Source organism: Pseudomonas sp. PS02288, from assembly GCF_029959715.1.
Taxonomy (GTDB): domain Bacteria; phylum Pseudomonadota; class Gammaproteobacteria; order Pseudomonadales; family Pseudomonadaceae; genus Pseudomonas_O; species Pseudomonas_O kuykendallii.
This window is the reverse complement of sequence record NZ_JASCPA010000029.1, coordinates 1-26,500: the sequence shown is the minus strand read 5'-3', so window position 1 is coordinate 26,500 and position 26,500 is coordinate 1. Positions and strand designations below refer to the sequence as shown.

The following is a 26,500-nucleotide window of genomic DNA, read 5'->3' as shown; positions in this document are numbered from 1 at the left end:
CCCTACGGCTGGAGGCTGCGATGTAGGGTGCGCCATGCGCACCGCAACCACGGCGCATTCCCACGGTGCGCGCAGCGCACCCTACGGCTGGAGGCTTCGATGTAGGGTGCGCCATGCGCACCGCAACCACGGCGCATTCCCACGGTGCGCGCGGCGCACCCTACGACTGGAGGCTTCGATGTAGGGTGCGCCATGCGCACCGCAACCACGGCGCATTCCCACGGTGCGCGCGGCGCACCCTACGGCTGGAGGCTTCGATGTAGGGTGCGCCATGCGCACCGCAACCACGGCGCATTCCCACGGCGCGCGCGGCGCACCCTACGGCTGGAGGCTTCGATGTAGGGTGCGCCATGCGCACCGCAACCATGGCGCACTCCCACGGTGCGCGCGGCGCACCCTACGGCTGGAGGCTTCGATGTAGGGTGCGCCATGCGCACCGCAACCACGGCGCATTCCCACGGCGCGCGCGGCGCACCCTACGATTGGCGATACGGCAGCGCCGCGCGCGCATCCTCGGCGTAGGCCAGCACGCCGGCGTGTTCCTGCTGGAGAAACTCCGCCACCGCCGCGCGCAGGCCGGGATGCGCGAGGTAGTGCCAGGAGCGGGTGATCACTGGATCGAAGCCGCGCACCAGCTTGTGCTCGCCCTGCGCGCCGGCATCGAAGCGTTTCAGCCCGGCAGCAATGGCCTGCTCGATGCCCTGATAGAAGCAGGTCTCGAAGTGCAGGCGGTCGAACTCCGCCAGGCAACCCCAGTAGCGCCCGTAGAGCGAATCGCCGTCCAGCAGCGAGAACGCCATGGCCACCGGCCTTCCGGCCCGGCGCGCCAGCACCACGCGGATCGCCTGTGGCATGCGCTCGGCCAGCAGACTGAAGAAGGCACGGGTCAGGTACGGCCTCTGTCCACGCACGTGGTAGGTGTTGGCGTAGCAGGCGTAGACGAAATCCCATTCCGCCTCGCTCAGCTGGTGGCCTTCACGCCAGTCGAAGTCGATGCCCTGCCCCGCCACCTGCTCGCGCTCCTTGCGCATCTGCTTGCGCTTGCGCGAGGCCAGCGCGTCGAGGAAGTCCTGGAAATCCCGATAGCCTCGGTTGTGCCAGTGGAACTGGCAGCCGATGCGCTCCAGCCAGTCGGCTTCGGCGCCGATCAGGGCGTCGAGGCCCGGTTGCGTGAAGTTGACGTGGGCGCTGGAAAGCCCCTCGACCTCCAGATAGCCGGGAATCGCCCGCAGCAACTCGAGGCCCGCCGCCGGCTCCGCCATCAATAGCCGAGGGCCGCAGACCGGGCTGAACGGCACGGCGCAGAGCAGCTTGGGGTAGTAGGCGATCCCCGCCCGATGGCAGGCGTCGGCCCAGCCGTGATCGAACACGTACTCGCCATAGGAATGATGCTTGCGATAGGCCGGAATCGCCGCCAGCAGCCTTCCGCCCTCGATATGCACGAGGTGCTCGGCGGCCCAACCGGAGCCTTCCCCCAGACTGCCACTGAGCTCCAGCGCGGAAAGAAACGCGTGGCGCAGGAACGGCTGCGGCTCCGGCAACAGGGCATCCCATTGCTTGGCCGGCAATTCGGCAAGGCTCGAAACGACATGCAACGCCATGCAGGCCCCCAGGAAGACACGAAGTGAACACCAGTATCGCGTAGCCGGCAGGTCAGGTGGCCAAAAGCTTCGTCAACGGCCTCGGCCAGGTGCGACGCACTGCCCCGGAGAAAGAAATTTCACGAATTTTTCACCTCTGCCGAAATTCGCCAAAGCCTCTGAATACAAGGGCTGCGACCTCCTTTTCGATCGTGAAGGCTCTGTTTCGCGGGTTGCAGAGCGGTGCTGTCACACGCGAGCCATCAGTTGGACATCAATGTGTCATGAGCCCTCGGAATACTTGCGCAGGTTTTCGGAGACCCCGCGCTGACTGCCAAGCGCCCTCCGCAAGCGCGTCATCTTGGGATTGGCCAATTGCCGACCTTCATTTCGATAGGGAGAAGTTCATGCGTTTAGTTTCCACACTCACCGGGGCCGGCCTGTGCACCAGCATTCTGATGGCCGTCAGTAACCCGGCCAGTGCCGCGGTCGACGCCAAACTGCTGGAAATGCTGCGTGCCAACGGCGCGATTACCGCCGAGCAGTACACCGACCTATCGGTCGAACTGGCTGCCGACAAGGAAGCCCAGCAGGCCGCGGCCGAAACCCAGGCCAAGAAGCAGAGCGCATACGATCAGAAACTGGCCTGGGCGGCGCGGACCACCATCAAGGGCGACATCCGCCTGCGTCACGAAAGCGTGGACGCCGATGGTGCCACCAAGATCGCCGGCGATCAGGACCGCCAGCGCGTTCGCGCCCGTTTCGGCGTGTACAGCGAAATCAACCCGCAAGTGGACGCCGGCATCCGCCTGGCCACCGGCAGCGGCACCAGCGGCGATGGCCGTTCCACCAACCAGAGCCTGGCCGGGATGAGCCAGAAGTCGTTCTGGCTGGACCAGGCCTATCTCGACTATCACCCCACCGACATCAAGGACCTGCATCTGGTCGGCGGCAAGATGCCGCAACAGTGGGTCAGCATGGGCGACGTTATCTGGGACGGCGACCTCAACCCCGAAGGCCTGGCCGTCACCTACAAGATGCCGCTGGCCGGCAAGACCGAGCTCTTCGGCAGCACCGGCTACTACATCCTGCAGGACAACGTCGACGGCGAGGGCTATCAGTTCGAGCACGACCTGCGCATGTACACCGGGCAGGCCGGCATCCGCTTCGCCCCGGCCGACAATCTGAAAGTGACCCTGGGCGGCAGCCTCTACGCCTTCGACAACGACGACGACACCAACACCCTGGCAATCAACGGCAACGCCGCCGGCAGCAATGAGTTCCAGCTTTACGAAGGGTTCGGCCAGGTAGACCTGACCGGCCTGGCGCTGCCGCTGTCGTTCTACGGCCAGTACGTCAAGAACGCCGATGCCGAGACCACCCCCACCGTGGGCAAGGAAGATACCGCCTACCTGTTCGGCGTGAAGACCAAGGTCTTCGGTTTTGGCCTGGACTACAACTACCGCGACGTGGAACGCAACTCGGTGGTCGGCGCCTTCACCGATTCCGACTTCGGCAACGGCAACACCGGCGGCAAGGGCCACAAGGTCAAGGTCAGCTACGACATCGACAAGAACTTCGCCGTGGCGGCCAGCTACCTGAAAGCCAAGGACGCCTGGCTGGGCGCCGCGGCTGGCGAGGGCGATGTCGACACCATGCAACTCGACCTCGAAGCCAAGTTCTGACCGCGACACGCAATGCAAAGCGGGGAATGCCGGACACCGGCATTCCCCGCTTTTTTGTGCCTGCGAAAAGCTTAGCGACGGCGCAGGATCACGCTGCCGATCGAATAGCCGGCGCCGAACGAGCTGAGCACGCCGAGGCTGCCCTTGGGCATGTCGTCCTGGTACTTGTGGAAGGCGATCACCGAACCGGCCGAGCTGGTGTTGGCGTAGGTGTCGAGGATCACCGGCGCCTCGTGCGGCTCCGCATCGCGGCCGAGCAGGCGGCGGATGATCAGCAGGTTCATGTTCAGGTTCGCCTGGTGCAGCCAGTAGCGCTGCACGTCGCCGACCGGCAGGTCGTTCTCGGCCAGGTGCGCGCCGATCAGCTCGGCCACCATCGGGCAGACTTCCTTGAACACCTTGCGGCCTTCCTGGACGAACAGCTTGTCCGGGTCGCTCGCCGACTCGTCCCCTGCCGCGCGGTTGAGGAAGCCGAAGTTGTTGCGGATGTTGTTGGAGAAGTGGGTCAGCAGCTTGCTGCTGATCACGTCCCACTGGTGCTCCGAGGTCGCCAGGTCGGCGCGCTCTAGAATCACCGCGGTGGCGGCGTCGCCGAAGATGAAGTGGCTGTCGCGGTCGCGGAAGTTGAGGTGGCCGGTGCAGATTTCCGGATCGACCAGCAGGATCGCCTTGGCCTGGCCGACCTGAATGGCGTTGCAGGCGGCCTGGATGCCGAAGGTCGCCGAGGAACAGGCGACGTTCATGTCGTAGCCCCAGCCCTGGATGCCCAGCGCGGCCTGAACCTCGATGGCCACCGCCGGGTAGGCACGCTGCAGGTTGGAACAGGCGACGATCACCCCGTCGATGTCGGCGGCGGTCTTGCCGGCGCGCTGCAGGGCCTCCTTCGCGGCGGCCACGGACATCTCGCAGAGAATGCCCCACTCCTCGTTGGAGCGCTCGGGAATGCTCGGCACCATGCGCTGCGGGTCGAGGATGCCGGCCTTGTCGATGACGAAGCGGCTCTTGATCCCCGAGGCTTTCTCGATGAAGGCAACGCTGGATTCGCCGAGCGCCTCGACCTCGCCACGCGCGATGGCGTCGGCGTTGTCGGCGTTGAACTGCGCCACGTAGGCATTGAAGGACGCCACCAGCTCTTCGTTGGAAATGCTCTGGGCAGGGGTATACAGGCCGGTACCGCTGATCACGACGTTATGCACGGTCGTTCCTCTTTTAATTCTGGGGTGTTCCAAAGGGCTGTTGCCGTTTCATCGCAGCCACGCGGTTCGGCATGAAACGGCAACGGACCCTGGCTTTAGACTAGCCGCCATTGTGCCCGAAAACCGCGAAAATTCCCTCTCGGGCGCGGCAGGCGCGGTTTCGACGATGACCCGACGCCTCTACCGGAACCATAGCCTCTTGCAATGAGCGCCCTGGCGGCGCCGATGTCAGGCTGTGCGACACAGCACCAGCGCACGCGCGCGCTGTCGATAACAGGGGGCGCCAATCGCGCCGCCCCACCGATACCAACAACGGAGACCCGCATGTCGAACCCGAACGCGCGCCCTGCCGCCGCACCGATGACACCCGAGGAAGAACAGGAATTCGCCAACCAGGTCTTCGATGTCGCCCGCAACGGCGATGCCACGATGCTCGCCCGGCTGCTGGACAGCGGGCTGCCGGCCAACCTGCGCAATCACAAGGGCGATACCTTGCTGATGCTCGCCAGCTACCACGGCCACCAGGACGCCGCGCGCGTGCTGCTGCAACACGGCGCCGACGCCAATCTCGCCAACGACCGCGGGCAGACGCCGCTGGCCGGCACCGGTTTCAAGGGCGACCTGGCGATGGCGACGCTGCTGCTGGAGCACGGCGCCGATGTGGACGGCGCCTCGCCGGACGGCAAGACCGCGCTGATGATGGCGGCGATGTTCAACCGCACCGATATCGTCGAGTTGCTGCTGAGGCAGGGAGCCGACCCGGCGGCGCGCGACGCCAATGGCGTCACCGCGATGGCCGCGGCGCAGGCGATGGGCGCGCAGGATACGCCCGCGCTGCTCGAACGTGCCCTGCTCGGGCGAGACCGTTCGGCCGGCTAGCCCGCCGCCGCCACCACGCGATTGCGCCCCAGTTCCTTGGCGCGGTACAGCGCCTCGTCCGCCCTCTTCAGCCAGGCCTGGGCATCCTCCAGCCCGGTATGGAAACCGGCGATGCCGATGCTCAGGCTGACGCTCAGCCCATCCGCCTGGCTGAACGCCAGGCTGGTGATTTCTTCGCGCAGGCGTTCGAGCACCGCGAGGGCCTCGCCCGATTCGGTATCCGGCAGCAGCACGCAGAATTCGTCGCCGCCGTAGCGCCCGGCGATATCCGTCAGCCTGAGGTTGCGCTGGATGCAGCGGCCGACCTCGCGCAACACCTCGTCGCCCGCGATATGGCCGTAGCGGTCGTTGCTCGACTTGAAGTGATCGACATCGATCAGCGCCAGGCTGGCGGCCTGACCACGCGCGCGGCAGTCATCGAACACCAGGCTCGCCTGCTCGCTCCAGTAACGTCGATTGAACAGCCCGGTCAGGCTGTCGGTGCGGCTCAGCACGCGCAGCGTGCGCTTGTGCTGGCCGAGCTGGATCGCCAGCCGATAGAGCACCAGGCCGATGGTCAGCGGATGAATGACCAGCATCGGCAGGCAGGCGTAGAGAATCTGCTGGCTGATCTGCGGGGTGAAGCTGAAACCCAGCAGCAGTACCGAGACGACCATCCCCAGCGCCTGCATCGCCATGCCCCGCAGCACGAAGCGCACGCCGCCTGCGGCGGTGTTGTTCATCGCCAGCATCGACAGCATCATCACCGTCGGCAGCACGTTGAAGCCGATGCTGGCGATCCAGAAGCCGCCCATCAGCGAGTCGAACAGCACCTGGCGCCGCTCGATCACGTAGGGCGAGCGCGAGCGCAACGCCATCCAGTAGGCCAGCAGCGGCCAGCCGTAGGAAAACGCCACGAGCAGCACCCACAGCCAGATCGGCGACTGGCGTTCCCAAAGCACCACCGCCACGCACAGGAAACCCGTGCCCAGCCCGATGGCGCGCGGCAAAAACGCGCGACGGACGAAGGAAAGGCCGGCTTTATCGGAAGTGATGGGATCGTGCACGTCGAGGTCTTGCGAAAGGACTGCCGCCACTATATCCGATAGGACCAGGCCCTTGTGTGAAAGGCCGGGGTGCGATCCGGGCGCCAGCCACGTAGTCTGCATCTGCAGAATCGGGACCACCCGACCCTGCGCGTTGCGCTTCCCAACGAAACGTGGCGGCCGCCCGCCGCCCGCCCCCCGTGATTACGGAGCCTGCATGAACCTGTCGCTGCTCAGCCGTTACGCCGTGTTCGCCTTCTGTGTGCTGTTCACCGTCATCAGCGCCTTCTTCCTTGGCCACGAGTGGCTCTGGCCATTCACCCTGATCAGCGCCGCGCTCAGCCTGGTCGGCCTCCTCGACCTGGCACAGCCGCACCGCGCAGTGCGCCGCAACTATCCGGTGATCGGCAACATCCGCTACCTGTTCGAGGCGATTCGCCCGGAAATCCGCCAGTACCTGCTCGAAGGCGACGGCGAGCAGTTGCCGTTCTCCCGGGCCCAGCGTTCGCTGGTCTATGCGCGGGCGAAGAACGAGGCCGGCGACAAGCCGTTCGGCACGCTGCTCGACGTCTACCAGGACGGCTTCGAGTTCATCGGCCACTCGATGCGCCCGGCGCCGCTGGGCAATCCGGACGATTTTCGCGTGCTGATCGGCGGTCCGCAGTGCCGCCAGCCCTACTCTGCCTCGCTGTTCAACATCTCCGCGATGAGCTTCGGCTCGCTCAGCGCCAACGCCATCCGCGCGCTGAACAAGGGCGCCAAGCTGGGCAACTTCGCCCATGACACCGGCGAGGGCAGCATCAGCCCGTACCACCGCGAACACGGCGGTGACCTGACCTGGGAACTGGGCAGCGGCTACTTCGGCTGCCGCACCAGCGACGGCCATTTCGACCCGGAACGCTTCGCCGAACAGGCCGCCAGTCCGCAGGTGCGGATGATCGAAATCAAGCTGTCGCAGGGCGCCAAGCCCGGCCACGGCGGCATCCTGCCCAAGCACAAGGTGACCCTAGAAATCTCCGAGACCCGCGGCGTACCGATGGGCGAGGACTGCGTGTCGCCGTCGCGCCACAGCGCCTTCGACACGCCGACAGGCCTGTTGCACTTCGTCGCTCGGCTGCGCGAGCTGTCCGGCGGCAAACCGGTCGGCTTCAAGCTCTGCCTGGGCCACCCGTGGGAATTCATGGGCATCGCCAAGGCCATGCTGGAGACCGGCATCCTGCCCGACTTCATCGTCGTCGACGGCAAGGAAGGCGGCACCGGCGCCGCGCCGCTGGAGTTCACCGACCATATCGGCGTGCCGATGCGCGAGGGCCTGCTGTTCGTCCACAACACCCTGGTCGGAATCAACCTGCGCGACAAGATCAGGCTCGGCGCCAGCGGCAAGATCGTCAGTGCGTTCGACATCGCCAGCGTGCTGGCCATCGGCGCGGACTGGGCCAACTCGGCGCGTGGCTTCATGTTCGCCATCGGCTGCATCCAGTCGCAGAGCTGCCACACCAACAAATGCCCCACCGGCGTCGCCACCCAGGACCCGCTGCGCCAGCGCGCGCTGGTGGTCGAGGACAAGGCCTCGCGGGTCTACAACTTCCACCGCAACACGCTGCGCGCGCTGGCCGAAATGCTCGCCGCCGCCGGCCTAGAGCACCCCGCGCAACTGGACGCCCGGCACCTGGTGCGGCGTGTGTCCGCCACCGAGATCAAGCTGTTCTCGCAGCAGCACGTGTTCCTCAAGCCCGGCGAGTTGCTCGACGGGCCGATCGAGAGCGAGTTCTACCAGCGCATGTGGACGATGGCGCGTAGCGACAGCTTCGACGCGCGCGCCTGAGGCGCTGGAGCCGCGCCGTCACTCGCTGCGAATCTGCGCGTGGGCGATCAGGGCGAAGATGAAGCTGCCGCCGACGATGTTGCCGGCCAGGGTCGGCAGGGCGAAGTGGAAGATGAACTCGGACCCGCCGATCTCGCCGTTGAACATCAGGTAGCCGACCTCCGCCGAGCCGACCACGATGTGGCTGAAACTGCCCAGCGCCATGGCATAGGTGATGATGCCGATGACCCAGATCTTCGCCCCTTCCGCCGCCGGAATCAGCCAGACCATGGTGGCGATCATCCAGCCGGAAACGATGGCCTTGGCGAACATCGGGTAGGTGTCGTTTTCCATCACCTCCCTGCCGATTTCGAGAAACGCCTTGTCCGCCGCCTCGTTGAAGATCGGCAGATGGAGGATCGCGAAGGCGAACAGCAGGGTGCCGCAGAGGTTGCCGAAAAGCACCACCGACCACAGCCGCAGCAACTGCATGAAATGCGTGCGGGTCGGATCGCTCATCACCGGCAGCACGGCGGTCAGGGTGTTCTCGGTGAACAGCTGCTGGCGCGCGAGTATCACCGCGAGAAAGCCCACCGGGTAGCCGAGGCTGGTGATCAGCGTCGCCAGCGGATGCTCGCCGACGTTGGCCCGCAGCAGGCCCATCACCATCAGCGACAGGCCTATGGTCAGGCCCGCCGCCAGCGCCGACCACCAGAGCGCCGCCAGGCTGCGGCCAAGTTCGTGATCGCCCTGCGTGCGAATGACTTCATGCAGCACCTGCGCACGCGGCAGTTGGTTCTTCTCGACCTCGCGCTCCTCCTCGGCGGAAAGGTCGTTGCCCGTCTCGCTCCGTTCCTCGACGACATCGCCGGATTTGTCACGGCGCGTCCTGGTCCCGTCGCGCGGTGGGGTATCGTCATCGTCCTTCATGGTCTTTTCCTGGGGCTGGAGTCGAGCTATAGGCAACCGCCGCATTCGTGGGGTTCCTCGCCGAGCCGCTCGCCGTACAGAAAAACCAGGCTGCCCGCAGGCCCGGACGCCGACGACGCCGGTATTCACGCGCGCCACCACGACGGCGCCCGCTGCACGGACGACCAAGACTGCGAACGCGTTTTCTCGCTAAGCTGGGCGCCCTTCGATGCCAGGCCCAGACGGAACCATGCGCCGAATCGCTCTCGCCCTGCTGGTCCTCTGCAACCCGCTCACCGCCGCGGAGCGCCCGCTGCGTTTCTCGATCAGCGAAAGCTCGACGATGCCCATGGTTCGCATCGAGGACGGACAGGCCACCGGAGGCATTCTCTACGACCTGCAGACGCGCCTCGCCGAGAAGGTCGGGCGCCGCGCGCAGCTCATGGTGCTGCCCCGGCTGCGCGTGCAGCAGATGCTGGTGCGCGGCGAAATCGACGTGCGTTGCGACGTCAATCCGGCGTGGCTGAAGGAATCCACGCACCAGTACATCTGGAGCGTGCCCTTCATGGTCAACCGCGACGTGCTGGTGGGCGCCGGGGCGAACCTGCCTCGCCAGCCGCCACCGGGCGAAGCCATCGGCACCGTGCTCGGTTTCGTCTATCCCACGCTGGAATCGGCCTTCGCCAGCGGTGCGCTGCGCCGCGACGACGCGCGTACCCAGGAGCTGGTGCTGGCGAAACTCACCGCCGCGCGTGACCGCTACGCCGTCAGCAACGAGCTGACCCTCGACTGGTACGACCGCACGCACGCCAATGGCCAGACGCTGCACAAGCTCGGCGTGGTCGCCTCGGACATCGTCGCCTGCATCGTCCGCGACGAGCCGGACGTGCCCGCCCACACACTGCTGCGGGCATTGGTGCGGATGAGCGTGGACGGCGAGTTCGAGGCCATCCTCGCGCGCTATCGCTGACGTCGCGCCTTGCAGGCCGGGCGATCCAGACAGACCTGAACCCACCCGTCCATCAGCCGGTCGCTCATTGCCGAACCCTTGATGCAGGTCAGTACGCATCCATCGATCACGCTGATGACCAATAGCAGGACCATCGATTTCTCAATCTCCGGGCCGAATGTTTTTATTCAACCGTGAGCAGTACAGGACGCCTGCCGCAGCGACCCGTCGAGAAACCTGACGACTCATACGCTGCCAGTGCTCCCGCCCACTACTGTCGAGCTAATTCGAGGATCGAACCATGAAAATCGCCAGCGTCATCTCCACCGTAATCTCCAGCTTCGCCCCCTTCGCCTTCGCCACCGACGCGCAGCCCGGCTCAGATATACCGCCGGTGGACTACCAGTACGGCATGCAACTGGACGTCAAACAGGTCCTGCATCGCACCGACAACACCGGCAAGACCGGCGTGGTCCCGACGATCCTGGTCTACCAGGACAGCAAGGGCGAAGTGCACAAGATCCGCTTCCTCGAATGGGGTGGAAAAACCAGCGAACAGAGCTGAGCGCGAAACCCGAAGGAAGCCGGCCCGAGCCTCTCGCGGCCGGCTTTTTCATGCCTGCTCGCCAGCACTTGTAAATGCCCTGCGGCCTGGATTAACGTCGCCGCCGGCAGTGACGCGCCCGCAGGCAGGAAGCCTTCCGTATCTCTCCCCGCCCCACGCCTTTGCTGCAGGAAGCCCAGGCTCTGCAATCGCAAGCCTGACCGTTATCGATCCGAATCAAGGAATTCGCATGTACAAGCTGATCGTTGTTGCCACCGCCCTCCTGACCCTTGGCGGCTGCGCCTCGGTGCCGAAAGGCGATCCGGCCCAAGATGCCGCGTTGAAGACTTTCCAGGTCGCGCCGGACAAGTCCGCCATCTACGTCTATCGCAACGAAAGCATGGGCGCCGCGGTGAAGATGGACGTCGCCATCGACGGCCAGGCCATCGGCCAGACCGCCGCCAAGACCTACCTGTTCAAGGAAGTGGCGCCGGGCAAGCACACCATCACCTCCGAAGCGGAAAACACCGCCACGCTGGAAGTGAATACGCTGGCTGGCAAACCGACCTTCGTCTGGCAGGAAGTGAAGATGGGCGTGCTCTCTGCCCGCAGCAAACTGAACCTGGTGGACGCGGAACAGGGCAAGACCGGGGTAAAGGAATCCGACCTGGCCATCGCCAAGTAAAAATCCGAATGACGAAAAAGGCCGCTCACGAGCGGCCTTTTTATTGTCCGGCGAAAGGGTTCAGCGGTCGTCGTCGGGCTTGATATCGAAGCCGCTGGAGGCTTCGCTGACGATGCGGTAGCGGACGGTTTCGCCGGCCTTCACGGTGGCCAGCTCCTCGCGCAACAGGCGACCCATGCTGCACAAGCCGCCGTCCTGCTCGTCGATGCCGATGCCGACCACGTGCTGGCCCGGGTGCAGCTGGAAGCTGACCATTTCGCCGACGCGGATGCGCGCGGCCGGCTTGCGGTCCACCGACAGCGCGACGTGACAGCCGCCACCGATCTTGCCGAAGTCACGGTGCACGTAGAGCGTGCCGCCGCCCTGCACCGGCTCCTGGAATGCCATCACGCGGTCGCTGGGGATTTCGGTGGGGTTTTCGGCGGGAACGGACGAACAACCGGCGAGAAACAACAGGGGCAGTGCTGCGTAGATCAATCGCATGGGTTCCCTCCACGGGCATGGGCGAAGTGCTGACGGACGTTATGACAGCATTTTGCGATCAACGGTGCCATCAGCGCAGCGGATTTGCCGATCCGGATGTTTCCGCCTGCGTGAAACCGTAGTCGCGCTCGACCCTGGCGATGCGCGCGGTGAAGGCGCTGTACCAGTCGGCCCGGCCCCGCTCGCGGGCGGCGCTGTGCTGCAGGTCCTCGCGCCAGGCGCGAATCGCCGCCTCGCTTTCCCAATAGGACACGGTGATCCCCAGGCCATCCTCGCGCGCCGACTCGACGCCGAGAAAACCCGGCTGGCGTTGCGCCCGTTCGAGCATCCGCGCGGCCGTTTCGGCATAACCCTGGTCGCCGTCGCGGCGTTGCGAGGTGAAGATCACCGCGTAGTACGGTGGCATGGGCGTCGCGGCGATCACGAGGCCAGCTTCGCCTCGTGGGCGGCCTGCACCGCGCAGGCGCCGACCAGGCCAGCGACCACCGGCGGCAGGCGCCCGGCCAGCGCGGCGCGTTCGGGCTGGAACAGGGTGGCGAGGAAGAACGGATGGTCCTGCAGCTCGATGGCGCGCACTTCGCCACCTTCGTCATGCCCGGACGCGCGCAGGCTGTGCGCCAGCAGCGGCTCGCGGAAGGCGGCGTCGAGGCCGTAGCGGCAGAGGTATTCCTCGGTGATTTCCAGCACGCCGTAGAGCTCGGCGATCTGCGTGCCGGACACCAGGCGCACCCGGCGCGAGGCGTCCAGCAGCGCGCAGCTGAGCGGCGCGATCAGCGGCTGCTCGGCCTGCGGCGACAGCTCGGCGTGCTCGGCGTTCCAGCCCAGCGAATGGCGCGCATATTCGAGCAGCGCATGCTGGAAGCCGCCGCAGGTTCCGAGGAAGGGCACGTTGTTCTCGCGGGCGAAGCGGATCGCGCGCAGTGCGCCTTCGGTATCCGCGTAGGGGCTGCCGGGCACGCACCAGATGCCGTCGTAATCGCCGAGGCGCTGACCGTCGCCGATACCGTCGGTGGACAGCCAGTCGTGATCGACGCGAATGCGCAGCGTGTCGGCGGCCAGTTGCAGCGCCAGCGGGATCGCACGATGCGCGGTGATGGTGTCGCTACGCTCGCCGATCAGGGCGATCTTCACGTGGTTGGTGCTGTACATGCGCATGCCTCCTCGTCTGGGCCAGGTCCTCTGGCGTGCCGTCCGAGGGCCACTATAAGATGGCGTTGACGCAACAAGTATTGGCATCCAGACAATCGAAGTGTGCACCGATGCAATATCGACTCGATCATTCCGATCTCTCCCTGGTCCTCGCGCTGGTCCGCGGACGCTCCTTGGCACGGGCCTCGGAGATGCTCCAGGTCGACGTTTCCACGGTATTTCGCTCGGTGCGGCGGCTGGAGGCGGCCCTGGGCATCGCGCTGTTCGAGAAGAGCCGCCGCGGCTACCTGCCGACCGGCGCCGCACAGGCGCTGGCGGAACAGGCCGAGCGTGCCGAGCAGGCGCTGGACGCCGCGCGGGTGGCGCTGGAACAGGGTGAACAGGTGGTCAGCGGGACGGTGCGCCTGACCTGCACCGACGCCGTGCTGCACAGCCTGCTGCTGCCGGCGCTGGCGCGCTTCATGCCGAGCTATCCGGCGCTGACGCTGGAGCTGGCGACCTCCAACGAATTCGCCAACCTCAGCCGGCGCGACGCCGACATCGCCCTGCGCCTGACCAATTCGCCGCCGGAGCACTTGGTCGGGCGCTGCCTGGGCACCGTGTCCTATGCGGTCTACGGCCGCGAGGAGTATCGCCAGCCGGCCTCACGCGACCCGGCGCGGTTGCCCTGGATCGCCCCGGACGATTCGATGCCGGACCACGCCACCGTGGTCTGGCGTCGCCAGCGCTATCCCGGCGTAGTGCCCGCCTACCGTTGCAGCAGCATGCTCTCGGTGGCGCAACTCACCCAGGCAGGACTGGGCGTGGCGGCGCTGTCGGATTTTCTCGCCGGGGATTTCGACGGCCTGGTACGCCTGAGCGAGCCGCTGGGCGGATGCGACTGCGAACTCTGGCTGCTCACCCGCCCGGATTGCCGTGCCTTGCGCTCGGTGCAGACGCTGTTCGAGGAGCTGACCCGCACGGTGCGCATCGGCTCGGATTAGCCGCCCGCGTTCAGCCCTGCAGGCGCTCGACCAGCCGCGCCGCTAGTGCGGCAAGTTCCGCCGGCTCGGCCTTGTTCTGGGCATGCGCGCCCAGGCTGCTGGCGGACCAGCGCGGAATCAGGTGGAAGTGCAGGTGGTAGACGGTCTGCCCGGCGGGCGCGCCGTTGAACTGGGCGACCTGCACGCCCTCGGCCTGCAATTCGTCGATCAGCACGCCGGTGAGGCGCTGGGCGACCAGGATCAGCTTGCCCAAGGTGTCCGCGTCGATTTCCAGCAGGTTGCGCGCCGTCGCCCGTTTGGGAATCACCAGCGTATGCCCGCGCGACTGCGGGAAGGCGTCGAGGAAGGCCAGCACGTCGTCGTCCTCGTAGACCTTGTGGCAGGGCGCCTCGCCACGAATGATCCTGGCGAAGATGTTCTGCGGATCGTAGTCACCGTACAGGCTCATGTGCTGCTCCTGGCAGGATGGAATCCACAGAGGCTACCGCCCGCCTCGGCCGCCGGCAAACCCCAGGGCGGTGCGCGCGGTGGCCGGGCCTTGCTAAGGTAGAACGCACACCCCGCCCATGGAGGCTCCCATGCCCGAACTTTCCGCGTTCCCGATCACCCGCAAATGGCCGGCGACCCGGCCGGACTGCCTGCAGCTTTACTCGCTGCCCACGCCCAACGGGGTCAAGGTGTCGATCATGCTCGAAGAGATCGGCCTGCCCTACGAGGTACACCTGGTCAGCTTCGAGAAGAACGACCAGATGACGCCGGAGTTCCTCTCCCTCAGCCCGAACAACAAGATCCCGGCGATCCTCGATCCCGACGGCCCCGGCGGCAAGCCGCTGGCGCTGTTCGAATCCGGCGCCATCCTCATCTACCTGGCCGAGAAGACCGGCCAGCTGCTGCCCGCCGACCCGGCCGAACGCTACCAGGCGATCCAGTGGCTGATGTTCCAGATGGGCGGCATCGGCCCGATGTTCGGCCAGCTCGGCTTCTTCACCAAGTTCGCCGGCAAGGACATCGAGGACAAGCGCCCGCGCGACCGCTACGTCGCCGAATCCCGGCGCCTGCTCGGCGTTCTTGACAAGCACCTGGAAGGTCGCCAGTGGATCATGGGCGAGGCGTACGGCATCGCCGACATCGCGACCTTCCCCTGGATACGCAACCTGATCGGCTTCTACGGCGCCGGCGAGTTGGTGGAGTTCGAAAACTTCGCCAACGTCGCCCGCGTGCTGCAAACCTTCGTAGAACGCCCGGCCGTGATCCGCGGCCTGGACATCCCCCACCGCGGCTGAACGCCCCACCGCGCCCCCGGCTTCGTAGGGTGGGCCTCGGGCAACCCACGCATCAGCGCATCGCGTGGGCTGAAGCCCACCCTACGACTGGACATTCACACTGGCGCCCGAACAGGGCCGCCCGAGGCTTCCGGGCCTTCCTCCTAGCCGCTAGCATGGGCGCCCCTCAATTCATCGAGACCGCCATGACCCTGGAAATCCGCCCCGCGCAGCCCGCCGATGCCGCGCAGATCCTTGCCTTCATCGTCGAACTGGCCGAGTACGAGCGCGCCCGTCACGAAGTGGTGGCGAGCCTGGAAGATATCCAGCGCAGCCTGTTCGCCGACGGCGCGTCGGCGCGCGCGCTGATCTGCCTGCGCGACGGCGAGCCGATCGGTTACGCGGTGTACTTCTTCAGCTATTCGACCTGGCTCGGGCGCAACGGCATCTACCTCGAAGACCTCTACGTCACCCCGCAGCAACGCGGCAGCGGCGCCGGCAAGCAGTTGCTGCGTCACCTGGCCCGCGAGGCCTGTGCCCACGACTGCGGGCGCCTGGAGTGGAGCGTGCTGGACTGGAACGAGCCGGCCATCCGCTTCTACGAATCCATCGGCGCCAGCGCGCAGGGCGAGTGGATTCGCTACCGCATGGAAGGCGACACCCTGCGCAGCTTCGCCGAGGGCGAGTGAGCCGTCATGCGCCCGTTCGGCGCGCGCGCCCCTTACAGAAGCGCTGTACGGCGCGATCTGGAAATGACACGTGATTCGCCGGCGGCCTGCCGACGTCTACGCTTCGGGTCAGGGCTGCGCGCACGCGTGCTGGCGCTTCGCCAGGCGGCTTTTAAGGTTCATTTAAGTTTGGTCGCTTAGAGTCGCTTTCGTCTTTCGCGCAGTCCGACTGCTACGGAACCCCAACCACCGCCGAGCGTCTGCAGATGTGCCAGCCGCCCGGCCGATAGAACGTTAACGAGGTCCCTATGCCCGGTAACCGCCCCACCCCAGAAGCCCTGGCTGCGATGCCGCAGGAAACCGCGGATGAATCGCTCAAGCACATCGTCGATGGCTTCCTGCGTTTCCGAAACGAGGTGTTCCCCGAACAGGAAGCGCTGTTCAAGAAGCTCGCCGGCGCCCAGCAGCCGCGCGCCATGTTCATCACCTGCGCCGACTCGCGCATCGTTCCCGAGCTGATCACCCAGAGCTCGCCCGGCGACCTCTTCGTCACCCGCAACGTCGGCAACGTGGTGCCGCCGTACGGGCAGATGAACGGCGGCGTCTCCACCGCCATCGAGTACGCGGTGCTGGCGCTGGGGGTGAAGCACATCATCATCTGCGGGCATTCGGACTGCGGCGCGATGAAGGCGGTGCTCAACCCGCAATCGCTGGAAAAGATGCCCACCGTAAAGGCCTGGCTGCGCCACGCCGAAGTGGCGAAGACGGTGGTCGAGGACAACTGCCCGCATTGCGCCGGCCAGGATTCCCTCGGCGTGCTCACCGAGGAAAACGTGGTCGCCCAGTTGCAGCACCTGGGCACCCACCCTTCCGTCGCCTCGCGCCTGGCCAGCGGCCAGTTGTTCATCCATGGCTGGGTCTACGACATCGAGACCAGCGCTATCCGCGCGTACGATGCCGAACAGGGCGCCTACCTGCCGATCGATGCCGACCATCCGCTGCCGATGGCCACGCCCAAACCGCGATATCGCCCGTCCTGACGGGCACTCCCCTTTCGGCGTCCCGCCCCGACGGGGCGCCGAAACCCCAACGCCAGCAGCCGTAACGACTGGCCGGACAAAACGTCCCCACACACCCTGATTGCCGCCGATGCCCGTGAAAACCGGTATCCGAATCCGTTCGCGCCAAGGAATTCGCCACGCTCTCGCGAGTCGAGGTCCGGCAAGACGGAAGCCGCCCGGCAAGCGCATGTACCCGTCGGACATGCTGCCTGGGCGACTTCCCTCTGCGCAGGGCATACGCACAACGGATCGCGGGTGAACTCCGAAGAATGTGGAGAAAGTGCATGCTCGACTCAATCAAGTCCTCCCTGCCCCGCGACGCCCTGGCGTCGGTGGTGGTGTTCCTCGTCGCCTTGCCGCTGTGCATGGGCATCGCCATCGCCTCCGGCATGGAGCCGGCCAAGGGCCTGATCACCGGGATCATCGGTGGCCTGGTGGTCGGTTTCCTCGCCGGTTCGCCGTTGCAGGTCAGCGGCCCCGCTGCCGGTCTCGCCGTACTGGTCTTCGAACTGATCCGCACCCACGGCCTGGCCGCGCTCGGCCCGGTGCTGGTGCTCGCCGGGGCGATCCAGCTGCTCGCCGGGCGCCTGCGCCTGGGCTGCTGGTTCCGCGTCACGGCGCCGGCGGTGGTCTACGGGATGCTCGCCGGCATCGGCATCCTCATCGTCCTGTCGCAGGTCCATGTGATGCTCGACGCGACGCCCAAGGCCTCCGGCCTGGACAACCTCACGGCCTTCCCCGGCGCGCTGGGCGAAGCCCTGCCGGTGCTCGGCGGCGGCTTCGGCCTGGACGCCGCGCTGCTCGGCCTCGGCACCATGGCGGCGATGTTCGGCTGGGAGAAGCTGCGCCCGCAGGCACTGCGTTTCCTGCCGGGCGCGCTGATCGGCGTGGCGCTGATGACGGCGGTGAGCCTGTGGTTCGCGCTCGAGGTGAAACGCGTCGACGTGCCGGCCAACCTCGGCGACGCGATCGACTGGATCACCCCCGCGAGCCTGATGCGACTGGCCGACCCGACCCTGCTGGTCGCCGCGCTCGCCCTGGCCTTCATCGCCAGCGCCGAGACGCTGCTCTCGGCCGCCGCGGTGGACCGCATGCACAACGGCGCGCGCTCGGACTTCGACCGCGAGCTGTCGGCGCAGGGCGTCGGCAACCTGCTCTGCGGCATCGTCGGCGCGCTGCCGATGACCGGCGTGATCGTACGCAGCTCGGCCAATGTGCAGGCCGGCGCCGTCAGCCGCCGCTCGGCGATCCTGCACGGCGCCTGGCTGCTGGCGTTCGTCCTGCTGCTGCCGGGCGTGTTGCAGAGCATCCCGATCGCCAGCCTGGCCGGAGTGCTGGTCTACACCGGGTTCAAGCTGGTCGACCTCAAGGCGGTGCGCAGCCTCGGCCGTTACGGCCGCATGCCGGTGTTGATCTACCTCGCCACCGCGCTGACCATCGTCTTCACCGACCTGCTCACCGGGGTGCTGGTCGGCTTCGGCCTGACGCTGGCCAAGCAGGCCTGGCGCAGCTCGCGGCTGAAGATCAGCCTGATCCGCCACGGCGAGCGCGACGCCGAGCTGCGCCTGGTCGGCAGCGCCACCTTCCTCAAGGTGCCGAAGCTGGCCAAGGTGCTCGAAGGCATTGCGCCAGACACCCGCCTCCACGTCCCTCTGAGCCACCTGCCGTACATCGACCACGCCTGCATGGAGTTGCTGGAAGACTGGGGGCGCGCCGCGGCCAAGAACGGCGGCGAGCTGCAGATGAATCGCCACGCGGTGAAACGCCGTCTCGAAGGCCGCCGGCAGACCACCAGCGGAGTCGGCGCCGCGCACGCGGCCGGTTGAGCCGCCTAGCCGCGGCCCTGGAAGGTCTGCCGGTAGGCGCTGGGCGATACGCCGAACGCGCGGCCGAACTGCTGGCGCAGGGATACCGCGGAGCCGAAGCCGGCCAGCCCGGCGATCGCCTCCACGGAGTGTTCGGTGCCTTCGAGCAGGCGCTGGCTGAGCGCCAGGCGTTCGGCCAGTAGCCAGTCGCCCAGGGTGCTGCCGGTGAGCTGGCGGAAATGCCGGCTGAAGCTGCGCCGGCTCATCGCGGCCTGCTCGGCGAGGCTGTCCAGCGTGTGCGGCCGATGCAGGCAGGTGCGCACGTCGTCGAGCAGGCCGCCCAGGGGGTTGTCCCGCGAGGTGGCTGGCAACGGCTGTTCGATGAACTGCGCCTGGCCGCCCTGGCGATGCGGCGCCACCACCAGACGCCGCGCCACCCGGTTGGCCACCTCCGCGCCCCAGTCCTTGCGCAGCAGGTGCAGGCAGCAATCGAGCCCCGCGGCGGTGCCGGCAGAGGTCAGCAGATCGCCGTCCTCCAGGTAGAGCTTCTCGGCATCCACCTTCACCGCCGGGAAACGCGCGGCGAAATCCTCGACCCATCCCCAGTGCGTCGTAGCGCGACGCCCGTCGAGCAGGCCGGCGGCGGCGAGCACATAGGCGCCCAGGCACAGACCTACGATCAGCGCGCCGCGCCGGTGGGCGGCGATCAGCGCGTCCAGCAGCGCCTGCGGCGGCCGCTCGTCCGGGTCGCGCCAGCTCGGCACGATGATCGTCCGCGCCTCAGCCAATGCCTCCAGGCCATGGGCGACAGCGATGTCGAAACCGGCGGTGGTGCTCAACCGGCCGCCTTCCGCGGCGCAGACGAGCAGCTCGTAGGCGCCGTCCGCCGGAGGCGTTTCACCGAACACCAGGCAGGGAACGGACAGGTGGAACGGGCTGATCTGGTCGAACGCGACCACCACGATGCGGTGCGGCTGCATGCAGGAACCCTGGGCGGAATTTGGCCCGATTCTATCGAAAGTCGTCGCCCGGGCCACTCACAACAGGCCTTCCACGCCGACGACACTGGCGCCCTCACACACAGAGGAGTGCTCCGCATGAGCGCATCACCGAACCGCGCACTGATCGTCATCGACGTGCAGAACGAATACATCACCGGCAACCTGCGCATCGAATACCCCGATGTCGGGCTGTCGCTGCCGAATATCGCCCGCGCCATGGACGCCGCCCGGGCCACCGGCATCCCCGTGGTGGTGATCCAGCATCTCGAAGCGCCTGACTCGCCGCTGTTCGCCCGCGGCGGCGAGATGGCCGAGCTGCATCCGGACATCGCCCGCCGCCCCCGCGACCATCACGTGGAAAAGAACCAGGCCAGCGCCCTGACCGGCACCGACCTCGCCGCCTGGCTGCGCGACCGGCAGATCGACACGCTGACGGTGATCGGCTACATGACCCACAACTGCGACCTGGCGACCACGCTGGAAGCTCACCACCTGGGCTGGAACGTCGAGCTGCTGCATGACGCCAGCGGCTCGCTGCCCTACAGCAACGCCTGCGGCAGCGTCAGCGCCGAGGAGATTCACCGGGTGATGACGGTGGTGATGCACAGCAGCTTCGCCGCTGTGGCGAGCACGGCGCAATGGCTGGAAGCGCTGGAAAACGGCACGGCCCTGGAGCCCGGCGACATCCCAAGCTCGAACCAGCGGGCCATCGCCGAGCGCCAGTGACTCCGCAATAAACCGAGGCGCCGACCTCGCGCCTGCCCGAGGCCGACGCGCCTCACGATTGAATCCCTTCCCAACCGGTGGTCGGATCGACGATCCGGCGGCCGGCGATCCGGCGACCGGCGATCCGGTGGCCGGCACTCCGGCACTCCGGCGGTCCACCGGCGCACCGGCGCTTCACGGCTCCCGCGAACCGACCCGAACACCTCACTCCTGACCTGGAGCCCGCCTCCGAAACCCCGGGTGAAACTTGTTCAACCCTGCGGCGTCAATGTTCGTATTCAATTATGGAGTGTTCGATTTCTTCGCTTTGACAGGCCAAAGGTTTAAAATTAAGTTTCATTTACGAAAAACTCCGAACCCGGTTTGCGGTCGGAAAACAACTACAACAATCGTCAGAGGCTCCCTCGCATGAGTACTCCAACCGTTCCGCTTCCGACCCTCAAGGGTCAATGCATCGCCGAATTCCTCGGCACCGCCCTATTCATCTTCTTCGGTACCGGCTGCGTAGCCGCGCTCAAACTGGGCGGCGCGAGCCTTGGCCTGTGGGAAATCAGCATCATCTGGGGGGTCGGCGTGAGCATGGCGGTGTACCTCACCGCGGGCGTTTCCGGCGCGCACCTGAGCCCGGCGGTGACGATCGCGCTCTGGCTGTTTGGCGGTTTCGAGCGCTACAAGGTGCCGGCCTACATCGTCGCCCAGGTCGCCGGCGCGTTCTGCGGCGCGGCGCTGGTCTACGGCCTGTACAGCAGCCTGTTTTTCGATTTCGAACAAGCGCACAACATGGTTCGCGGCAGCGTCGACAGTCTGCAGCTGGCCTCGGTGTTCTCCACCTACCCGCACCCCTCGCTGTCCGTCGGCCAGGCATTCCTCGTCGAGATGGTGATCACCGCGATCCTCCTGGCGATGATCATGGCGCTCACCGATGACGGCAACGGCCTGCCCCGTGGCCCGCTGGCGCCGCTGCTGATCGGCCTGCTGATCGCCGTGATCGGTGCCTCGATGGGCCCGCTGACCGGCTTCGCGATGAACCCCGCGCGCGATTTCGGACCCAAGCTGATGACCTACTTCGCCGGCTGGGGCTCCGTGGCCTTCACCGGCAACCGCGACATCCCCTACTTCCTGGTCCCGATCTTCGCCCCGATACTGGGCGCCTGCCTGGGCGCCGCCGCCTACAAGGCGCTGATCTGCAAGCACCTGCCCGTAGGTACGGGAGCCTGCAACACAGCCGAGGATGCCACCTGGGAAACCGGCGAAAACAACCAGAAAGATGCCCGAGCATCCGAAGCCCGCTAAGGAAGACTTGCCATGAGCGATCAGAACAAGCAGTACATCGTTGCCCTCGACCAGGGCACCACCAGCTCGCGCGCCATCGTGCTGGACCGCAATGCCAACGTGATCACCGTTGCCCAGCGCGAGTTCGCGCAGATCTATCCGCAGCCGAGCTGGGTCGAGCATGACCCGATGGAAATCTGGGCCACGCAGAGTGGCGTGTTCGTCGAAGCCCTGGCCCAGGCCGGCATCAGCAACGAACAGGTCGCCGCGATCGGCATCACCAACCAGCGCGAAACCACCATCGTCTGGGACAAGCTCACCGGCCGGCCGATCTACAACGCCATCGTCTGGCAGAGCCGCCAGAGCACCGCGATCTGCGACCAGCTCAAGCGCGACGGCATGCTCGATCACATTCGCAAGACCACCGGCCTGGTGATCGACCCCTATTTCTCCGGCACCAAGATCAAGTGGATCCTCGACCACGTCGAAGGCAGCCGCGAGCGCGCACGGCGTGGCGAACTGCTGTTCGGCACCGTGGATTCCTGGCTGATCTGGAAGATGACCCAGGGCAAGGCCCACGTCACCGACTACACCAACGCCTCGCGCACCCTGCTGTTCGACATCCACAAGCGCGACTGGGACCCGGTGATGCTCGAAGCCCTCGACATCCCGCGCGAAATGCTCCCCGAGGTGCGCTCGTCTTCCGAGGTCTACGGCCACGCCTACCTGGGCTCCGGCCAAAGCACCGGGATTCCCATCGCCGGGATCGCCGGCGACCAGCAGGCGGCGCTGTTCGGCCAGATGTGCGTCGAGCCGGGCCAGGCGAAGAACACCTACGGCACCGGCTGCTTCCTGCTAATGAACACCGGCGAGAAAGCCGTGCAGTCGCAGCACGGCCTGCTCACCACCATCGCCTGCGGCCCGCGCGGCGAGGTGAACTACGCGCTGGAAGGCGCGATCTTCAACGGTGGCTCCACCGTGCAGTGGCTGCGCGACGAGCTGAAGGTGATCAACGATTCGCTGGACTCCGAATACTTCGCCACCAAGGTGCAGGACAGCAACGGCGTCTACCTGGTGCCGGCGTTCACCGGTCTCGGCGCGCCGTACTGGGACCCGTATGCACGCGGCGCGCTGTTCGGCCTGACCCGCGGTGTGAAGGTCGACCACCTGATCCGCGCGGCCCTGGAATCCATCGCCTACCAGACCCGCGACGTGCTCGACGCGATGCAGCAGGATGCCGGCGAACGCCTGCGCTCGCTGCGCGTGGACGGCGGCGCGGTGGCCAACAACTTCCTCATGCAGTTCCAGGCCGACCTGCTCGGCACGCCGGTGGAACGCCCGGAAATGAAGGAAACCACCGCCCTGGGCGCCGCTTACCTGGCCGGCCTGGCGACCGGTTTCTGGAGCGGCCTGGACGAGCTCAAGCGCAAGGCGACCATCGAGCGCGTGTTCGAGCCGGCCTGTGACGAAGCCAAGCGCGAAGCCCTCTACAAGGGCTGGAAGCGCGCCGTGGATCGCACTCGCGGCTGGGCCGAAGAAGAGTAACGCACTAGCAACGCCCCGAAGCCCGGCGCGGAAGCCTTTCCCCGCCGGGCTTTTCGTTTATGGCTCGGGCCTGGCTTCGCAGGTAGCCGGACCTTTTCTACCCGACGAGGCCCCGTCCGGTGGATCGATGAGGCGCGATCCACCCTACGTGGCTTGCGGGCAGCGCCGGCTTCGCGGTGTGGACCGGCCTTTCCTCGCGACGACGCACCGTCTGGTGGATCGATGGGGCGCTATTCACCCTGCGCGGTTAGCGGGCTATTGCACGACCGCACCGCCGACGCGTCACTCGCGCCTCTTTTCCGCGAACATTCTTTAATCGTGCCGCCGACTGCGGCATGCTTCGGGCCACACCAGAATAAGGAAGTCGCAATGAGCTTGGCCCCCCGCCAGCAGAACATTCTCGAATTGGTACGGGAACGCGGTTACGTCAGCATCGAGGAGCTGGCGCAACACTTCGCCGTCACCCCCCAGACCATCCGCCGGGACATCAACCAGCTCGCCGAAGTCGGCCTGCTGCGTCGCTACCACGGCGGCGCGGCGTACGATTCCAGCGTCGAGAACACCGCCTACAGCATGCGTGCCAGCCAGATGCGCGACGAAAAACGCCGCATCGCCGAGGCCATGGCCGCGCACGTGCCGGACCAGGCGTCGCTGTTCATCAACATCGGCACCACCACCGAAGCCATCGCCCATGCCCTGCTCAATCACCACGGGCTGAAGATCATCACCAACAACCTGCATGTGGCGAACATCCTCAGCGCCAAGGACGACTTCGACGTGCTCATCGCCGGCGGCACCGTGCGCAGCGACGGTGGCGTGGTCGGCCAGGCCACCGCGGACTTCATGAAACAGTTCAAGGTCGACTACGCGCTGATCGGCATCAGCGGCATCGACGAGGACGGCACCCTGCTGGACTTCGACTTCCAGGAAGTGCGCGTGTCCCAGGCGATCATCGACAACGCGCGCAAGGTCTACCTCGCCGCCGACTCCAGCAAGTTCGGCCGCAGCGCCATGACCCGCCTCGGCTCGCTGGAACAGATCGACAGCCTGTTCACCGAAACCCGCCCCGAAGAGCCGTTCGCGCAACTGCTCGCGGCGAGCAAGGTCAAGGTCGTCATCGCCGAGTAATCGCCTGAGCACCGGGCGCCCCTGATCACCTCGTCGTAGGCTGGGTCAGGCGCACACCGCTGCCGCTGCCTGACACTGCCCGCCACGCGCCGTAACCCACCGAACGTGCTGCCGCCTGACACCACTGGTGGGTTTCGCGGATGAACACCGAATCCCGACGACACAACGGCGTGCCGCTTTACCCACCCTACGGTCCTGCAACCCTGCTCACTCGTCGTAGGGTGGGTCAGGCGCACAACGCAGCCGCTGCCTGACACCGTTCGCCACGCGCCGTAACCCCCCAAATGCGCTGCCGCCGGGCACTGCTCGTGGGTTTCACGGATGAACCTCAAGCCAGGCGCAAAAGCGGTGTGCCGCTTTACCCACCCTACAGTCACGCCGCACCCTCTCGAAACGAAAGTCCATCACAACTCAAAAGTTCGTATCGATTCGATAATTTTCTTTTATCGACGAAATGAACATTTCATCCCTATGAGATGGAATTCTTTTTCGCTACGATGTTCGTATTCGAATATACGCGTTCGTTTTCAAGGAGATGACCATGACCGACTCCACCCGCCCACTCGCCGAGGTTTATGACGTTGCCGTGATCGGTGGCGGTATCAATGGAGTCGGCATCGCCGCCGACGCCTCCGGCCGTGGGCTGTCGGTCTTCCTGTGCGAACGCGACGACCTCGCCAGCCACACTTCCTCGGCCAGCAGCAAGCTGATCCACGGAGGGCTGCGCTACCTCGAACATTACGAATTCCGCCTGGTGCGCGAAGCCCTGGCCGAGCGCGAAGTGCTACTGGCCAAGGCGCCGCACATCGTCAAGCCGATGCGCTTCGTCCTGCCGCACCGCCCGCACTTGCGTCCGGCCTGGATGATCCGCGCCGGCCTGTTCCTCTATGACAACCTTGGCAAGCGGGAAAAACTGCCGGCCTCGCGCGGCCTGCGTTTCGATGCGGACAGCGCGCTGAAGCCGGAGATCAAGCGCGGCTTCGAATACTCCGATTGCTGGGTGGACGACGCGCGCCTGGTGGTGCTCAACGCCATCGCCGCCCGCGAGAACGGCGCGCACATCCATACCCGCACGCAGTGCCTGAGCGCCAAGCGCAGCAACGATCTGTGGGACGTCGAGCTGCAGCGCGAGGACGGCAGCCGCTTCTCGATCCGCGCACGCGCGCTGGTCAACGCCGCCGGTCCGTGGGTCGCCAGGTTCATCGGCGAGAACCTCAAGCAGCGCTCGCCCTACGGCATCCGCCTGATCCAGGGCAGCCACGTGATCGTGCCGAAGCTCTACGAGGGCGAGCAGGCGTTCATCATGCAGAACGAGGACCGCCGCATCGTCTTCGCCATCCCCTACCTGGGCCGCTACACGATGATCGGCACCACCGACCGCGAATACACTGGCGACCCGGCCAAGGTGCGCATCAGCGACGAGGAAATCGACTATGTGCTCGGCGTCGCCAACGCGCATTTCCGCAAGCAGCTGACCCCGGCCGACGTGCTGCACACCTTCGCCGGCGTGCGCCCGCTGTGCGACGACGAGTCGGACAACCCGTCCGCCGTGACCCGCGACTACACCCTGTCGCTGGCGGCCGAGGCGCACAAGGCGCCGCTGCTGTCGGTGTTCGGCGGCAAGCTGACCACCTACCGCAAGCTGGCCGAATCGGCGATGGCGCAGCTCAAGCCGTACTTCCCGAAAATGGGCCCAAGCTGGACCGCCAGCGCCACGCTGCCCGGCGGCGAGAACATGAGCACCCCGCAGGCGCTGGCCAAGCAGCTGCAGGCCAAGATCAGCGGCCTCTCCCCGGCCCTGGCGCAACGCTGGTCGCAGACCTACGGCGAGCGCGTGTGGAAGATGCTCGGCGATGCGCGCAGCGTGACCGACCTCGGCACCGACCTCGGCCGCGAGCTGTTCACCCGCGAGGTGGATTACCTGCGCCGCGAGGAGTGGGCGACCCAGGTGGACGACATCCTCTGGCGCCGTACCAAGCTCGGCCTGGCCTTCTTCCCGGAAGAAAAGGCCAACCTCGAGCGCTATCTCGCCACCGCCTCGGTCGAATCCTCCGCGCCGGCATCGCTCGCGACCCGCGACAGCGACGCCGCCTGAACCGTAGGGTGCGCCATGCGCACCGCGAGTGGCCTGACGGGCATCCGTCGGTGCGCACGGCGCCCC

The 26,500-nt window shown here is 66.4% G+C and carries 25 protein-coding genes; 16 read left to right on the top strand and 9 right to left on the bottom strand.

Annotation, left to right across the window (positions count from 1 at the left end; translation table 11 throughout):
* Positions 1 to 476: 476 nt before the first annotated feature.
* On the bottom strand, positions 477 to 1,601 hold the full coding sequence (locus tag QMX85_RS12995) for a GNAT family N-acetyltransferase (protein WP_282341484.1): 1,125 nt from the start codon (positions 1,599 to 1,601) through the stop codon (positions 477 to 479).
* Positions 1,602 to 1,987: 386 nt separating this feature from the next.
* Here QMX85_RS12995 and QMX85_RS12990 point away from each other — a divergent pair, with 386 nt between their 5' ends.
* Entirely contained in the window at positions 1,988 to 3,265 is a 1,278-nt protein-coding gene (locus tag QMX85_RS12990; RefSeq protein WP_282341483.1) for a putative porin, read from the top strand.
* A 71-nt stretch (positions 3,266 to 3,336) separates the two neighbouring features.
* Here QMX85_RS12990 and QMX85_RS12985 read toward each other — a convergent pair whose 3' ends face one another.
* Positions 3,337 to 4,461 carry a beta-ketoacyl-ACP synthase III gene (locus QMX85_RS12985; RefSeq protein ID WP_282341481.1) on the bottom strand — a complete coding sequence of 375 codons (1,125 nt, stop codon included), beginning with the start codon at positions 4,459 to 4,461 and terminating at the stop codon, positions 3,337 to 3,339.
* 324 nt (positions 4,462 to 4,785) lie between these two features.
* On the opposite strand from QMX85_RS12985, the gene QMX85_RS12980 reads away from it, so the two are divergent.
* Positions 4,786 to 5,340 carry an ankyrin repeat domain-containing protein gene (locus QMX85_RS12980; protein WP_282341480.1) on the top strand — a complete coding sequence of 185 codons (555 nt, stop codon included), beginning with the start codon at positions 4,786 to 4,788 and terminating at the stop codon, positions 5,338 to 5,340.
* Here QMX85_RS12980 and QMX85_RS12975 read toward each other — a convergent pair.
* Positions 5,337 to 6,386 (bottom strand): diguanylate cyclase, encoded by a 1,050-nt coding sequence (locus tag QMX85_RS12975; RefSeq protein WP_282341478.1) that lies wholly within the window; start codon positions 6,384 to 6,386, stop codon positions 5,337 to 5,339. The two genes, QMX85_RS12980 and QMX85_RS12975, sit on opposite strands and share 4 nt — an antisense overlap.
* A 196-nt stretch (positions 6,387 to 6,582) precedes the next feature.
* Here QMX85_RS12975 and QMX85_RS12970 point away from each other — a divergent pair, with 196 nt between their 5' ends.
* Positions 6,583 to 8,190, top strand: a complete 1,608-nt coding sequence (locus QMX85_RS12970) for an FMN-binding glutamate synthase family protein (protein ID WP_282341475.1) — start codon at positions 6,583 to 6,585, stop codon at positions 8,188 to 8,190.
* Between the two features lie 18 nt (positions 8,191 to 8,208).
* On the opposite strand, the gene QMX85_RS12965 is transcribed toward QMX85_RS12970, so the two are convergent.
* Positions 8,209 to 9,099, bottom strand: a complete 891-nt coding sequence (locus QMX85_RS12965; RefSeq protein WP_282341472.1) for a formate/nitrite transporter family protein — start codon at positions 9,097 to 9,099, stop codon at positions 8,209 to 8,211.
* A 229-nt stretch (positions 9,100 to 9,328) separates the two neighbouring features.
* On the opposite strand from QMX85_RS12965, the gene QMX85_RS12960 reads away from it, so the two are divergent.
* The 3 genes from QMX85_RS12960 to QMX85_RS12950 all read left to right on the top strand — a co-directional run bounded on the left by QMX85_RS12960 (position 9,329) and on the right by QMX85_RS12950 (position 11,256).
* The gene (locus tag QMX85_RS12960; RefSeq protein ID WP_282341470.1) at positions 9,329 to 10,048 is read left to right on the top strand and encodes a transporter substrate-binding domain-containing protein; all 720 of its coding nucleotides are present in this window, start codon (positions 9,329 to 9,331) and stop codon (positions 10,046 to 10,048) included.
* Between the two features lie 280 nt (positions 10,049 to 10,328).
* On the top strand, positions 10,329 to 10,592 hold the full coding sequence (locus tag QMX85_RS12955; RefSeq protein ID WP_282341468.1) for a DUF2790 domain-containing protein: 264 nt from the start codon (positions 10,329 to 10,331) through the stop codon (positions 10,590 to 10,592).
* 229 nt (positions 10,593 to 10,821) lie between these two features.
* On the top strand, positions 10,822 to 11,256 hold the full coding sequence (locus QMX85_RS12950; protein WP_282341466.1) for a DUF2846 domain-containing protein: 435 nt from the start codon (positions 10,822 to 10,824) through the stop codon (positions 11,254 to 11,256).
* 60 nt (positions 11,257 to 11,316) lie between these two features.
* Here the strand turns inward: QMX85_RS12950 and QMX85_RS12945 are convergent, their stop codons facing one another.
* From QMX85_RS12945 to QMX85_RS12935, 3 genes are all read right to left on the bottom strand, one after another.
* Positions 11,317 to 11,739: a 3-isopropylmalate dehydratase gene (locus tag QMX85_RS12945; protein ID WP_282341464.1), complete on the bottom strand. Its 423-nt coding sequence runs from the start codon at positions 11,737 to 11,739 to the stop codon at positions 11,317 to 11,319.
* A gap of 70 nt (positions 11,740 to 11,809) precedes the next feature.
* On the bottom strand, positions 11,810 to 12,163 hold the full coding sequence (locus QMX85_RS12940; protein WP_282341462.1) for an antibiotic biosynthesis monooxygenase: 354 nt from the start codon (positions 12,161 to 12,163) through the stop codon (positions 11,810 to 11,812).
* Positions 12,160 to 12,888 carry a CTP synthase gene (locus QMX85_RS12935; protein ID WP_282341460.1) on the bottom strand — a complete coding sequence of 243 codons (729 nt, stop codon included), beginning with the start codon at positions 12,886 to 12,888 and terminating at the stop codon, positions 12,160 to 12,162. Before QMX85_RS12935 ends, QMX85_RS12940 begins: the two co-directional genes overlap by 4 nt.
* Before the next feature lie 110 nt (positions 12,889 to 12,998).
* Between QMX85_RS12935 and QMX85_RS12930 the strand changes: the two genes are divergently transcribed.
* Positions 12,999 to 13,871: a LysR family transcriptional regulator gene (locus tag QMX85_RS12930; protein ID WP_282341458.1), complete on the top strand. Its 873-nt coding sequence runs from the start codon at positions 12,999 to 13,001 to the stop codon at positions 13,869 to 13,871.
* Between the two features lie 10 nt (positions 13,872 to 13,881).
* On the opposite strand, the gene QMX85_RS12925 is transcribed toward QMX85_RS12930, so the two are convergent.
* Complete coding sequence (locus tag QMX85_RS12925) at positions 13,882 to 14,319, bottom strand: HIT family protein (protein ID WP_282341456.1); 438 nt, start codon at positions 14,317 to 14,319, stop codon at positions 13,882 to 13,884.
* 130 nt (positions 14,320 to 14,449) lie between these two features.
* Here QMX85_RS12925 and QMX85_RS12920 point away from each other — a divergent pair, with 130 nt between their 5' ends.
* From QMX85_RS12920 to QMX85_RS12905, 4 genes are all read left to right on the top strand, one after another.
* A complete protein-coding gene (locus tag QMX85_RS12920; RefSeq protein ID WP_282341454.1) occupies positions 14,450 to 15,154 on the top strand; it encodes a glutathione S-transferase N-terminal domain-containing protein in 705 nt (234 codons plus the stop codon).
* Between the two features lie 185 nt (positions 15,155 to 15,339).
* The gene (locus QMX85_RS12915) at positions 15,340 to 15,822 is read left to right on the top strand and encodes a GNAT family N-acetyltransferase (protein WP_282341452.1); all 483 of its coding nucleotides are present in this window, start codon (positions 15,340 to 15,342) and stop codon (positions 15,820 to 15,822) included.
* 287 nt (positions 15,823 to 16,109) lie between these two features.
* Positions 16,110 to 16,841, top strand: coding sequence for a carbonic anhydrase (locus tag QMX85_RS12910; protein ID WP_090228392.1), 732 nt, complete (start codon positions 16,110 to 16,112; stop codon positions 16,839 to 16,841).
* A gap of 305 nt (positions 16,842 to 17,146) precedes the next feature.
* A complete protein-coding gene (locus QMX85_RS12905; RefSeq protein ID WP_282341450.1) occupies positions 17,147 to 18,688 on the top strand; it encodes a SulP family inorganic anion transporter in 1,542 nt (513 codons plus the stop codon).
* 5 nt (positions 18,689 to 18,693) lie between these two features.
* On the opposite strand, the gene QMX85_RS12900 is transcribed toward QMX85_RS12905, so the two are convergent.
* A complete protein-coding gene (locus QMX85_RS12900) occupies positions 18,694 to 19,647 on the bottom strand; it encodes a helix-turn-helix domain-containing protein (protein ID WP_282341448.1) in 954 nt (317 codons plus the stop codon).
* Between the two features lie 117 nt (positions 19,648 to 19,764).
* On the opposite strand from QMX85_RS12900, the gene QMX85_RS12895 reads away from it, so the two are divergent.
* The 5 genes from QMX85_RS12895 (at position 19,765) to glpD (ending at position 26,434) form a co-directional block, all read left to right on the top strand.
* Positions 19,765 to 20,394, top strand: coding sequence for a cysteine hydrolase family protein (locus QMX85_RS12895; protein WP_282341446.1), 630 nt, complete (start codon positions 19,765 to 19,767; stop codon positions 20,392 to 20,394).
* Positions 20,395 to 20,802: 408 nt separating this feature from the next.
* Positions 20,803 to 21,687, top strand: a complete 885-nt coding sequence (locus QMX85_RS12890; protein ID WP_282341444.1) for an MIP/aquaporin family protein — start codon at positions 20,803 to 20,805, stop codon at positions 21,685 to 21,687.
* A gap of 12 nt (positions 21,688 to 21,699) precedes the next feature.
* A complete protein-coding gene (glpK, locus tag QMX85_RS12885) occupies positions 21,700 to 23,211 on the top strand; it encodes a glycerol kinase GlpK (RefSeq protein WP_282341442.1) in 1,512 nt (503 codons plus the stop codon).
* Positions 23,212 to 23,580: 369 nt separating this feature from the next.
* Complete coding sequence (locus QMX85_RS12880; protein ID WP_282341440.1) at positions 23,581 to 24,339, top strand: DeoR family transcriptional regulator; 759 nt, start codon at positions 23,581 to 23,583, stop codon at positions 24,337 to 24,339.
* 541 nt (positions 24,340 to 24,880) lie between these two features.
* Positions 24,881 to 26,434 carry a glycerol-3-phosphate dehydrogenase gene (gene glpD / locus QMX85_RS12875; protein ID WP_282341438.1) on the top strand — a complete coding sequence of 518 codons (1,554 nt, stop codon included), beginning with the start codon at positions 24,881 to 24,883 and terminating at the stop codon, positions 26,432 to 26,434.
* The last annotated feature ends 66 nt before the right edge of the window (positions 26,435 to 26,500 follow it).

Bases quoted from the DNA above. Each gene is read 5' to 3' on its own strand.
- QMX85_RS12900 (WP_282341448.1), bottom strand. From the start codon at position 19,647: ATGCAGCCGCACCGCATCGTGGTGGTCGCGTTCGACCAGATCAGCCCG.
- QMX85_RS12935 (WP_282341460.1), bottom strand. From the start codon at position 12,888: ATGTACAGCACCAACCACGTGAAGATCGCCCTGATCGGCGAGCGTAGC.
- glpK (WP_282341442.1), top strand. From the start codon at position 21,700: ATGAGCGATCAGAACAAGCAGTACATCGTTGCCCTCGACCAGGGCACC.
- QMX85_RS12930 (WP_282341458.1), top strand. From the start codon at position 12,999: ATGCAATATCGACTCGATCATTCCGATCTCTCCCTGGTCCTCGCGCTG.
- QMX85_RS12880 (WP_282341440.1), top strand. From the start codon at position 23,581: ATGAGCTTGGCCCCCCGCCAGCAGAACATTCTCGAATTGGTACGGGAA.
- QMX85_RS12920 (WP_282341454.1), top strand. From the start codon at position 14,450: ATGCCCGAACTTTCCGCGTTCCCGATCACCCGCAAATGGCCGGCGACC.
- QMX85_RS12945 (WP_282341464.1), bottom strand. From the start codon at position 11,739: ATGCGATTGATCTACGCAGCACTGCCCCTGTTGTTTCTCGCCGGTTGT.
- QMX85_RS12995 (WP_282341484.1), bottom strand. From the start codon at position 1,601: ATGGCGTTGCATGTCGTTTCGAGCCTTGCCGAATTGCCGGCCAAGCAA.
- QMX85_RS12990 (WP_282341483.1), top strand. From the start codon at position 1,988: ATGCGTTTAGTTTCCACACTCACCGGGGCCGGCCTGTGCACCAGCATT.
- QMX85_RS12955 (WP_282341468.1), top strand. From the start codon at position 10,329: ATGAAAATCGCCAGCGTCATCTCCACCGTAATCTCCAGCTTCGCCCCC.
- QMX85_RS12960 (WP_282341470.1), top strand. From the start codon at position 9,329: ATGCGCCGAATCGCTCTCGCCCTGCTGGTCCTCTGCAACCCGCTCACC.
- QMX85_RS12890 (WP_282341444.1), top strand. From the start codon at position 20,803: ATGAGTACTCCAACCGTTCCGCTTCCGACCCTCAAGGGTCAATGCATC.
- QMX85_RS12910 (WP_090228392.1), top strand. From the start codon at position 16,110: ATGCCCGGTAACCGCCCCACCCCAGAAGCCCTGGCTGCGATGCCGCAG.
- QMX85_RS12965 (WP_282341472.1), bottom strand. From the start codon at position 9,099: ATGAAGGACGATGACGATACCCCACCGCGCGACGGGACCAGGACGCGC.
- QMX85_RS12925 (WP_282341456.1), bottom strand. From the start codon at position 14,319: ATGAGCCTGTACGGTGACTACGATCCGCAGAACATCTTCGCCAGGATC.
- QMX85_RS12950 (WP_282341466.1), top strand. From the start codon at position 10,822: ATGTACAAGCTGATCGTTGTTGCCACCGCCCTCCTGACCCTTGGCGGC.
- QMX85_RS12970 (WP_282341475.1), top strand. From the start codon at position 6,583: ATGAACCTGTCGCTGCTCAGCCGTTACGCCGTGTTCGCCTTCTGTGTG.
- QMX85_RS12905 (WP_282341450.1), top strand. From the start codon at position 17,147: ATGCTCGACTCAATCAAGTCCTCCCTGCCCCGCGACGCCCTGGCGTCG.
- QMX85_RS12895 (WP_282341446.1), top strand. From the start codon at position 19,765: ATGAGCGCATCACCGAACCGCGCACTGATCGTCATCGACGTGCAGAAC.
- glpD (WP_282341438.1), top strand. From the start codon at position 24,881: ATGACCGACTCCACCCGCCCACTCGCCGAGGTTTATGACGTTGCCGTG.
- QMX85_RS12915 (WP_282341452.1), top strand. From the start codon at position 15,340: ATGACCCTGGAAATCCGCCCCGCGCAGCCCGCCGATGCCGCGCAGATC.
- QMX85_RS12980 (WP_282341480.1), top strand. From the start codon at position 4,786: ATGTCGAACCCGAACGCGCGCCCTGCCGCCGCACCGATGACACCCGAG.